The sequence below is a fragment of the Microvirga soli genome, from assembly GCF_016734765.1.
Lineage (GTDB): Bacteria > Pseudomonadota > Alphaproteobacteria > Rhizobiales > Beijerinckiaceae > Microvirga > Microvirga soli.
In genome coordinates, this window is the sequence record NZ_JAERQE010000094.1 from 1 (window position 1) to 9381 (window position 9381).

At 61.7% G+C, this 9381-nt stretch carries 8 protein-coding genes; 7 read left to right on the forward strand and 1 reads right to left on the reverse strand.

Annotated elements, in window-relative coordinates:
• Nucleotides 1-212: 212 nt before the first annotated feature.
• Nucleotides 213-782, reverse strand: coding sequence for a tyrosine-type recombinase/integrase (locus JKL45_RS28585; protein ID WP_312897052.1), 570 nt, complete (start codon nucleotides 780-782; stop codon nucleotides 213-215).
• Nucleotides 783-1282: 500 nt separating this feature from the next.
• Here JKL45_RS28585 and xylB point away from each other — a divergent pair, with 500 nt between their 5' ends.
• The 7 genes from xylB to JKL45_RS28620 all read left to right on the forward strand — a co-directional run.
• On the forward strand, nucleotides 1283-2752 hold the full coding sequence (xylB, locus tag JKL45_RS28590) for a xylulokinase (RefSeq protein ID WP_201865166.1): 1470 nt from the start codon (nucleotides 1283-1285) through the stop codon (nucleotides 2750-2752).
• Nucleotides 2753-3016: 264 nt separating this feature from the next.
• Nucleotides 3017-4546, forward strand: a complete 1530-nt coding sequence (locus JKL45_RS28595) for a sugar ABC transporter ATP-binding protein (protein ID WP_201865167.1) — start codon at nucleotides 3017-3019, stop codon at nucleotides 4544-4546.
• Complete coding sequence (locus JKL45_RS28600) at nucleotides 4543-5574, forward strand: ABC transporter permease subunit (RefSeq protein ID WP_201865168.1); 1032 nt, start codon at nucleotides 4543-4545, stop codon at nucleotides 5572-5574. Before JKL45_RS28595 ends, JKL45_RS28600 begins: the two co-directional genes overlap by 4 nt.
• A 116-nt stretch (nucleotides 5575-5690) precedes the next feature.
• A complete protein-coding gene (locus JKL45_RS28605; RefSeq protein WP_201865169.1) occupies nucleotides 5691-6626 on the forward strand; it encodes an ABC transporter substrate-binding protein in 936 nt (311 codons plus the stop codon).
• Between the two features lie 79 nt (nucleotides 6627-6705).
• A complete protein-coding gene (locus JKL45_RS28610) occupies nucleotides 6706-7401 on the forward strand; it encodes an L-ribulose-5-phosphate 4-epimerase (RefSeq protein ID WP_281401833.1) in 696 nt (231 codons plus the stop codon).
• A 45-nt stretch (nucleotides 7402-7446) separates the two neighbouring features.
• Nucleotides 7447-9057, forward strand: a complete 1611-nt coding sequence (locus JKL45_RS28615; protein WP_201865170.1) for a ribulokinase — start codon at nucleotides 7447-7449, stop codon at nucleotides 9055-9057.
• Between the two features lie 40 nt (nucleotides 9058-9097).
• On the forward strand, nucleotides 9098-9381 hold a 284-nt coding region (locus tag JKL45_RS28620), incomplete at its 3' end, for a PfkB family carbohydrate kinase (protein ID WP_246499085.1).

Below are 9381 nucleotides of genomic sequence, written 5' to 3' on the forward strand. Positions count from 1 at the left end.
GCCTGGTCCGCCTGGCGACGCGCGCATCAGGCGATGGCACAAACCTCACATCGAAAGCGGAGGGCGCAACTGTAATGTTAGGCCAATGTGAAGGTCTGCGAATAGCACACGCCGGCCGTTTGTCTTTGGGCTGCTTGAGCCTCAGGTCCGGATCTTGCCGCATAACAGGTCGGAGGCTCTGAGGCGGCTCATCGGCGGGCCGCCTCAAGCAGTCAGATCTCAACCTGTTCCGCGATCAGAAGGGCGTCGTCGACGTCGATCCCAGGATACCGAACTGTACTCTCAATCTTGCTGTGCCCAAGGCGAAGCTGGACCGCCCGGAGATTGCCAGTTGTCCGATAAGTCATTGAGGCTTTAGTACGCCGCAGGGAGTGTGTGCCGTAGGCGAGGGGATCAAGCCTGATCGCGCGGAGCCAGGATGCCAGCAGGCGAGCGTACTGGCGCATTGTCATCGGCCTCGCTCGATTGATCCGGCTGGGAACCGGCGGCTTGCCCTTGTGCAGGTTCTTCGTCTCCAGCCAGCGCCCTGCAGCCTCTCGGGTCTGCTCTGTGATCTCGAGCTGAACCGGCCGGCCTGTCTTCTGCTGCATGATTGTGTCTCGGGACCGCGCCCGTCCGTTGAGGGTCACATCATCGATCCGAAGGGCGCCCAAGTCACAGGCGCGCAGCTTGCTGTCGAGCGCCAGATTGAGCAGGGCCAGATCCAGGGTGCGATGAGCAACCTGGAGCCTAACCCGAATGGACCAGATTTCTTTGGCTTTCAGCGGCGGCTTGGGGCCAATCAGCTTGCCCCGGCTCCAAGGTACGGTGGTTCAGCAGAGATTGCGAGAGATCCAATCTGCATTGCCGTGCTCCTGAATCGAAGCTCCCCGCAAGGAATCTTGGCCGCTTGTGCCGGCAGGAAACCGTGGCTGAGCACTCCCTAAAGCCTTTGTCAGCTTACCAGGGCAAGCCAGACGTACCGCACCTTGCGCCGATCTCCTGCTCGTGATTCAGAGCGGACCTTCCTACTTCAGCTAGCTGAATAGACGAGAGGCATATTCCTAGAAGGCTTCAGCCTTACTCGTGAGCCGGGCACGGGGGCGGAATAGACGCACTTCGACAGAAATGTCCCATTCAGGCCCGCGTGCGCGTATGAGACGTCCTGCCTCAAGATCGGACTCCACGAGGCTCCGGACCCTGGCTTCTATCACCCGTATCACCAAGTGGTGGGACTGAGCTATATGCTGGTCTCAACAGCCGCCAAGCCAGGGGCAGCACTAACCTTCAAGGAGCACGAAGCATGGCCCATTATCTTGGGATCGATGTCGGCACTTCAGCGGTGAAAGTCATCCTTGTCGACGAGTGGCAGGCCGCGGTCACGGAAGCGGATGTTCCCCTGCAGGTCTCCCGTCCGCAGGACCTCTGGTCGGAGCAGGACCCAGAAGCCTGGTGGCAGGCCGTGCAGGCTGCTCTCAGTCAACTCCGCGTGACAGCAGGGGCAGCCTTCGCGGATGTGCGCGGCATTGGCTTGTCGGGACAAATGCATGGGGCGGTGCTGCTCGATGGCAACAACCGGCCTCTGCGCCCCGCGATTCTGTGGAACGACGGCCGCTCCTTCCGCGAGGCGCATGAGCTTGGCGCCCAGCATCCCGAACTCTCGCGAGCAATGGGCGTCATTCCGATGCCGGGATTTACGGCACCGAAGCTGGCCTGGCTCGCGCGGCACGAGCCGGAAGCCTTCCGCGCCGTGCGCAAGGTGATTCTGCCCAAGGACTACATTCGGTTGAAACTGACCGGCGACGTGGTCACGGAGATGTCGGACGCCGCGGGCACCTGGTGGCTGGACGAAGCTAGGCGCGATTGGTCGGATGCGGCCTTGGCTGCGACCGGCCTAACTCGCGACCATATGGCCATCCTCGTTGAAGGTTCGCAAGCCTCCGGCACCCTGCAACCGGAGATAGCCCAGCAATGGGGCCTGTGGAGCGATGTGGTGGTCGCCGGCGGCGGAGGCGATGCGGCAACAGGCGCCGTCGGACTTGGGGCTATCGAGGATGGATCGGCCTTCATCTCGCTCGGTACCTCGGGACAGCTCTTCGTGACCACGCGGGATTTCAACCCAGCACCCGAAGCTCTTGTGCATTCCTTCTGTCATGCCGTGCCCGGACGCTGGTTTCAGATGGCCGCGATGCTGAACGGCGCAAGCTGTCTCGCCTGGGTGGCCAATCTTCTGAAGCGGGACATTGGCGAGCTCTTGAGAGAGACGGAAGCCGCCTATCGCAAGCCGTCCGACGTTCTCTTCCTGCCCTATCTCGCCGGCGAGCGGACCCCGCACAACGATCCGCATGCTCGCGGCGTGTTCTTCGGACTTTCTCCCGACACACAGCAGACGGACTTGGCACAAGCCGTTCTCGAAGGTGTCGCCTACAGTTTTGCCGACGCGAAACGGGCACTCGAGCAGGCAGGAACAGTCCTGACGCAGGCCAGTATCATTGGGGGAGGCTCGAAGAGCAGGTTCTGGACGAAGATCTTCGCCAGCGTGCTGAACATTCCCATCATACGCTATCAAGGCAGCGACAAGGGACCAGCCTTCGGCGCAGCGCGTCTGGCACGTCTGGCCACCACCGGAGAGGCACCGGAGGAGGTTTGCACGGCCCCGAGTGTTCTCGAGACTGTCGAGCCTGAGCCGCAGCTGGCAGAACTATATAGCCCGCGCGTCAAGTCGTTCCGAAGCCTCTATCATGCTCTGAAACCAGAATTCGCACGCTCCTGACACGAAACATGCAAGATTGTTGCAACATTCATGATAGCAACTGTTAGTTCAGAAAGAACTCGAACTGAATTTCGATAATTGCCTGCCCAGGAAAAGTTGTGGACTCCTGTCGGAGGGAGAAAGCGAGGGATTGAAAACCGATTGGCATGAAGCATTTACGGCAGCCATAACACCTGCTCATCCAGCCGCTCAATCAACATGACAGATTGGCTGAATGCGAGCAGATCAGTGCCGCTTCGATGAAGCACCTTTAGGGGAGCGCCCATGACAGGATCCACCCCGATCCTTGAGATGAAGGACATCTCCAAGACCTTTCCTGGGGTCAAAGCGCTCACGAATGTCACGCTCACCGTCTATCCTGGCGAAATTCATGCGCTGATGGGGGAGAACGGCGCCGGAAAGTCCACACTGATGAAGATTCTGTCCGGTGCCTACCAGGCGGATCCAGGTGGAGAGATCCGCATTATGGGCCAGCATATCACCATCGACGGACCTCTCGCGGCGCGGCAACACGGTATCTCCATCATCTACCAAGAGCTTTCTCTCGCTCCCAACCTGACGGTGGCGGAGAACATGCTGCTCGGGCGCGAGCACAAATCCGGCCCGATGGTCGACCGCCGCTCCATGGAGAAGGCCTGTCAGGATGTTCTAGGACGCCTTGGCGTGCATTTCAGGGCAACGACGAAGGTCAGCGAACTCTCGATGGCCGAGCGGCAACTCGTGGAGATCGCCCGCGCCCTGATTGCGAATTCCCGCATTCTGGTCATGGATGAGCCCACGACCTCCCTCTCTTCCCGTGAAACAGAGGCGATGTTCGCGCTGGTGCGTCAGCTGAAAGCGGAAGGTCTCGCCATCATCTATATCAGCCATCGCATGGCCGAGATCTATGAGCTCGCCGATCGGGTGTCGGTGCTCCGCGACGGCTCCTATGTCGGCACTCTTGCGGGCGACGAAATCTCGGCCGAGCGTCTAGTCCAGATGATGGTGGGCCGGGATCTCTCATCATTCTATAAGAAGGAGCATGACGCCCATCAGAGCCGCGGACCGGTCATGTTCGCGGTCCGAAACATGGGTGACGGCGTTCGTGTGCACGACTGCTCGTTCGATCTGCATGAGGGAGAGGTGCTCGGTATCGCGGGTCTCGTCGGCGCGGGTCGAACCGAACTAGCGCGCCTTATTTACGGAGCCGACCCGCGAACAAGCGGCGAGGTCTTTCTTCAGGGAAAGCACCTTTTGATCCATCGTCCCGAGGACGCGATTAATTCCGGCGTCGTCTATCTGACGGAGGACCGCAAGCACCTCGGCCTCTTCCTCGATCTCACCGTGCGCGAGAACGTGAATGTGAGCGTGCTGGGGCGGGATGCACGCGTGGGAGGCGTGCTCAACCTGAGGTCCGCCAAGAAACGAGCGGCAGCCGCCATCAAGGCACTCGCCATCCGGGTAGCTGGGGACGGCGTGCTTGTGGGCAGTCTCTCGGGCGGCAACCAGCAAAAGGTCCTTCTTTCGCGGCTTCTCGAGACGAAGCCGAAGGTCCTGATCCTCGACGAGCCGACCCGTGGCGTCGATATCGGGGCGAAATCCGAGATCTATCGCCTCATCGATGAGTTGGCGAAGCGGAGTGTCGGCATCATCGTGATCTCCAGCGAGCTGCCGGAGGTCGTGGGAATCTGCGACCGCGTGCTGGTGATGCGCGAAGGTCGGATCGAGGGCGAAGTCGGCGGTGCAGGCCACCCACCGGTGACACAGGAAAACATCATCAGCATTGCGACAGGCGTAAGGGAAGCGGCCGAATGACATCCCCGAATGACACCAGCGCGTCTATCCAAGCGACCGGAGCCGCAGGCGTTGATGCGGCGTCTCAAAGCAAGCAGCGCCGCCTCGCCTGGCGCTCAACCTTGCAGGCCATCGGCATGCTGCCGGTGCTCATCATCCTCGGCGTCGTTTTCGAGCTGATGTCCGGTCGGTTTATGAGCTTTCAAAATCTGTCGATCGTGATGCAGCAGGCCTCGATCAATACGGTGCTCGCCGCAGGCATGACCTTCGTCATCCTCACGGGTGGCATTGACCTTTCGGTCGGCTCGATTCTGGCTGCGGCCGCCATGGTGGCAATCCTGGGATCGCTCATTCCCGAATGGGGTATGCTCGGTATTCCGGCAGCTCTGCTGGCGGGCCTCGGGTTCGGGCTCCTGAATGGCGCGCTGATCGCCTTTGCGAAGCTGCCACCCTTCATCGTCACCCTCGGGTCTCTCACCGCCGTGCGCGGCGTTGCTCGTCTGCTCGGCGGCGATACGACCCAGTTCAACCCGCAGCTCCCCTTCGCCTTCATCGGCAACGGCACCCTGTTCGGATTGCCATGGCTGGTGTGGATCGCCTTCGCGGTGGTGATCATCTCCTGGTTCATCCTCAGGCGAACCGTCCTGGGCGTTCACATCTATGCGGTCGGCGGCAATCCGGACGCGGCGCGGCTCACAGGCATCAAGGTCTGGGCGGTCCTGCTCTTCGTCTATGCCTTCTCCGGCCTCACAGCCGGTCTCGGCGGCGTCATGTCGGCGGCTCGCCTGTTCGCGGCGAACGGCTTGCAGCTCGGTCAGTCCTATGAGCTGGATGCAATCGCCGCCGTCATTCTGGGCGGCACCAGCTTCGTGGGCGGCATCGGCTCGATCTGGGGCACGCTGATCGGCGCACTCATCATTGCCATCCTGTCGAACGGCCTCATTCTCGTGGGCGTCTCCGACATCTGGCAGTTCATCATCAAGGGGCTCGTGATCATCGGGGCCGTGGCGCTCGACCGCTACCGTCTCAAGGGATCGGCACGCACCTGACACGAGATACCTGCGTCCGGTTCGGGCGCTTGTATATGCGAGATCCCGGAAGCAGAACCGCCTCCGGGGATCGCGGGGCTAATAAGATAGCTGCAATCAAGACTTTGGAGGATCCTATGGCACTTTCCCGTCTCACACTCAGCGTTGCGGTTGCCGCCCTTCTGGCGGCTCCTGCCTATGCCAAGGACGTGAAGAACGTCGGCATCTCGGTCGGCCTGCTCGGCAATCCGTTCTTCGTCGCGACCATCAAGGGCATCGAGGCCAAGGCGAAGGAGGTCACGCCGGCCGCGAAGATCACCTCCGTGTCTGCGGATTACGATCTGAACAAGCAGTTCACCCAGATGGACAACTTCTCGGCGGCCGGCACCGACATCGTCATGATCAATGCCGTCGACCCGAAGGCCATCGAGCCTTCCGTGAAGCGCGCCCAGGCCGCCGGCATGGTGGTTGCAGCCTTCGATGTGGCCGCGGCCGGCGCCGACGTCACGGTGATGACCGATAACGTGAAGGCCGGCGAGCTCTCCTGCCAATACATCGCCGATCACCTCAAGGGTAAGGGCGACGTCCTCATCATCAACGGCCCTCAGGTCTCATCCATCGTGGATCGTGTCACGGGCTGCAAGAACGTGTTCTCCAAATACCCGGACATCAAGGTTCTCTCGGACAACCAGGATGCCAAGGGCTCCCGTGAGGGCGGGTTCGCCGTCGGCCAGAGCCTGCTGACCCGCTTCCCGAAGATCGATGCAGTCTTCGCAATCAACGATCCGACCGCCATCGGAATCAGCTTGGCCGCCAAGCAGCTCAACCGCAACGAGTTCATCATCACTGGCGTCGACGGCGCTCCGGACATCGAGAACGAGCTGAAGTCGGGCACCTCCCTGATCAAGGCCTCGGCCTCGCAGGACCCGTACATCATGGCGGCTCAGTCCTATGAACTCGCCGTCGGCATCGTGAACGGCAAGAAGCCTGAGAAGAACGTGATTCTTCTCGAACCCAAGCTGATCACCGCAGACAACATCAAGGACTACAAGGGCTGGCAGGCCGTCCGCTGATCTTTAGCTTGACCTGCGGCGGCCATGGCGTGCGCTGTGGCCGCTGCTTCCCATTTATGGGCCATCAGGAGGCGTCCCGATGCTGAAGCAGCTACGCGAACAGGTTCTGGAGGCCAATCTCGAAGTGGTGCGCCGCGGCCTCGTGCTTTACACCTTCGGCAATGTCAGCGGCATCAGCCGGGAGGACAATCTCGTCGCCATTAAGCCGAGCGGCGTTCCCTATGATCGCATGACGGCGGACGACCTCGTGATCACAGACCTCGACGGCAAGATCGTCTGGGGCGAGCTACGCCCCTCATCCGATCTCGACACGCATCTTCACCTCTATAAGTCCTTCCCGGAGATCGGCGGCGTGGTGCATACGCATTCCGAGCACGCCACCGCTTGGGCGCAAGCCTGTCGCCCGATCCCGCCCCTCGGCACCACACATGCCGATTATTTCTACGGCCCGGTTCCTATCACTCGGGAGCTGACGCCGGATGAGATCAAGAACAACTATGTGCTTGCGACGGGCGTCGCCATTACGGAAGCCTTCGGCAACCGCGATCCCATGGAAGTTCCTGCCGCCTTGGTTGCTGGCCATGGCCCCTTCGCTTGGGGCAGGACGTCGGATGACGCTGTGCACAACGCCGTCGTGCTGGAGGCTGTGGCCCGCGTTGCCATGTATACCCTCTCGCTGCGGCCTGACGCGCAAGGTGTGTCGCAGGTGCTCCTCGACCGGCACTATTTCCGCAAGCATGGCGCGAGCGCGACCTATGGCCAAGCGGAGAAGTAGCACGCTGCCCAGTCAGTTACCGATACCCCTGTTCGGGAGAGATCCATGGCCGTTGTAGCAGGTGTCGACTTTGGCACTCTGAGCGTACGGGTCACCCTCGTCGACGACCGCAAGGGCCCGCTCGGGCTTGCCACGGCGGAGTATCCGCTTCACCGCAAACGCGAGAACCCAGATTACGCGACCCAGGCCCATGCCGATCACATGGATGCCCTGGCTCGGGCTATGCGCGGCGCCCTGGAATCAGCCAGCGTGAAAGGTGATGACGTGGCGTCGCTCGCGATCGACACCACCGGTTCCAGTGTCGTGATCGTCGGCGAAGGCCTTCAGCCCCTCGACGAATATTACCTGTGGTGCGATCACCGCGCCAAATCCGAGGCCGAGGAGATCACCCGCCTCGCCCATCAGGAAGGGCTCGAAGCGATCCAATGGTGCGGCGGTGTCTACTCGCATGAATGGGGCTTCTCCAAGCTGCTGCACTGGCTGCGCCATAACCCGGAGAAGCGCGACCGCCTGGTGACGGCGCTCGAGCATTGCGACATGATGGCGGCGACGCTCACCGGCGTCACCAATCCGCGCCAGTTGAAACGCAGCATCTGCGCAATGGGCCACAAATGGATGTGGAATCCGCGCTGGGGCGGTCTGCCCCCGCAGGAGTTCCTCTCGAAGGTCGATCTGCTTTTCGAAGGCATCTGCGACAAGCTCGCTGGCGAATACGCAACCTCCGACGTGATTGCAGGCCACCTCACGCCCTATTGGGCGGAGCGACTCGGCTTGAAGCCCGGCATTCCGATCCCGGTCGGAGCGTTTGACGCCCATTGGGATGCTATCGGGGCAGGTTGCCGGGTCGGGGACGTGGTGAACGTGGTCGGCACCTCCACCTGCATCATCGCCATGGCGCAGGACACCAGCCTGATCCAGGGGGTGTGCGGCGTCGTACCAGGCAGCGTTGATCCAAAACTCGTGGGTATTGAGGCCGGCCTCTCTGCCACAGGTGACATTTTCGAAGCGATTGCGCGCCGCGCCAACACCAACGTCAAGGAGCTCTCGAAAGGCCTGGAGCAGTATCGCCCCGGCCAGACGGGCCTCCTGCGCCTGACCTGGGACAACGGCGACCGCACGGTTCTCGTAAAGGCGGATCTCGGCGGCATCACTCTCGGCTGGAACCTGCTGCACACGGCGCAGGACGAACTGTTTGCCGCCATAGAAGGCACTGCCTTCCACACCCGCATCATCCTCGAACGCATGGTCAAGGGCGGGGTGCCGGTGGAACGCGTGATCAATGCCGGCGGTATCCCTCAGCACAATGCGGTGCTGAACCAAGTCTATGCCAACGTGCTCGGCCGCCCCGTGCTCGTCCCCAACGGTATTCCGACCGGGCTCGGCTCCAGTATCTTTGCGAGCCTTGCGGCCGGATCGCATCCGGATCTCGACAGCGCTCAGGCCGCCATCTGCCTGCCTTTCCGCACCTTCGAGCCGGATCGGGCCGCGCACGCGGTCTACGAGCAGCTCTTCCAGCACTTCAATGCACTCTATTTCGGCTTCGGCGGCGTCTCTGGACCAGTGGAGCTCGACCATGTATTGCGCGATCTCAAGCGGATCGCGGCCCTGTCCTCAGAACCCGCTCCGTCGGACGTTGCCGAGCGCGTGCCGGTCTGAACCCTTTAGATGCTGCCACGACCGCATCAGGAGCCATTCTATGATCTTGGTTTCCGGCGAAGCCCTGATTGATCTGTTCATCGGCACCGCCACGACAACGGGCTTTCCCGCAGAGGCCGTGGCCGGCGGCTCGCCGTTCAACGTGGCGATCGGGCTTGGGCGCCTGGGTCGTCCTGCAGCGTTCCTGTCGGCCTTATCGGAAGATGCCTTCGGCTCCTTCCTGGCCGAGAAGCTCGCCGAGTCCGGCGTGAGTTCGTCCTACATCCAGCGCCTCCCGAACGTCACGACGCTGAGTGTCGTGGCGACCAGCTCATCCGGGCAGCC

Excerpts from the sequence above, each read along its gene's own strand:
- JKL45_RS28605 (WP_201865169.1), top strand. The coding sequence starts at position 5,691 with ATGGCACTTTCCCGTCTCACACTCAGCGTTGCGGTTGCCGCCCTTCTG.
- JKL45_RS28610 (WP_281401833.1), top strand. The coding sequence starts at position 6,706 with ATGCTGAAGCAGCTACGCGAACAGGTTCTGGAGGCCAATCTCGAAGTG.
- JKL45_RS28615 (WP_201865170.1), top strand. The coding sequence starts at position 7,447 with ATGGCCGTTGTAGCAGGTGTCGACTTTGGCACTCTGAGCGTACGGGTC.
- JKL45_RS28595 (WP_201865167.1), top strand. The coding sequence starts at position 3,017 with ATGACAGGATCCACCCCGATCCTTGAGATGAAGGACATCTCCAAGACC.
- JKL45_RS28600 (WP_201865168.1), top strand. The coding sequence starts at position 4,543 with ATGACATCCCCGAATGACACCAGCGCGTCTATCCAAGCGACCGGAGCC.
- xylB (WP_201865166.1), top strand. The coding sequence starts at position 1,283 with ATGGCCCATTATCTTGGGATCGATGTCGGCACTTCAGCGGTGAAAGTC.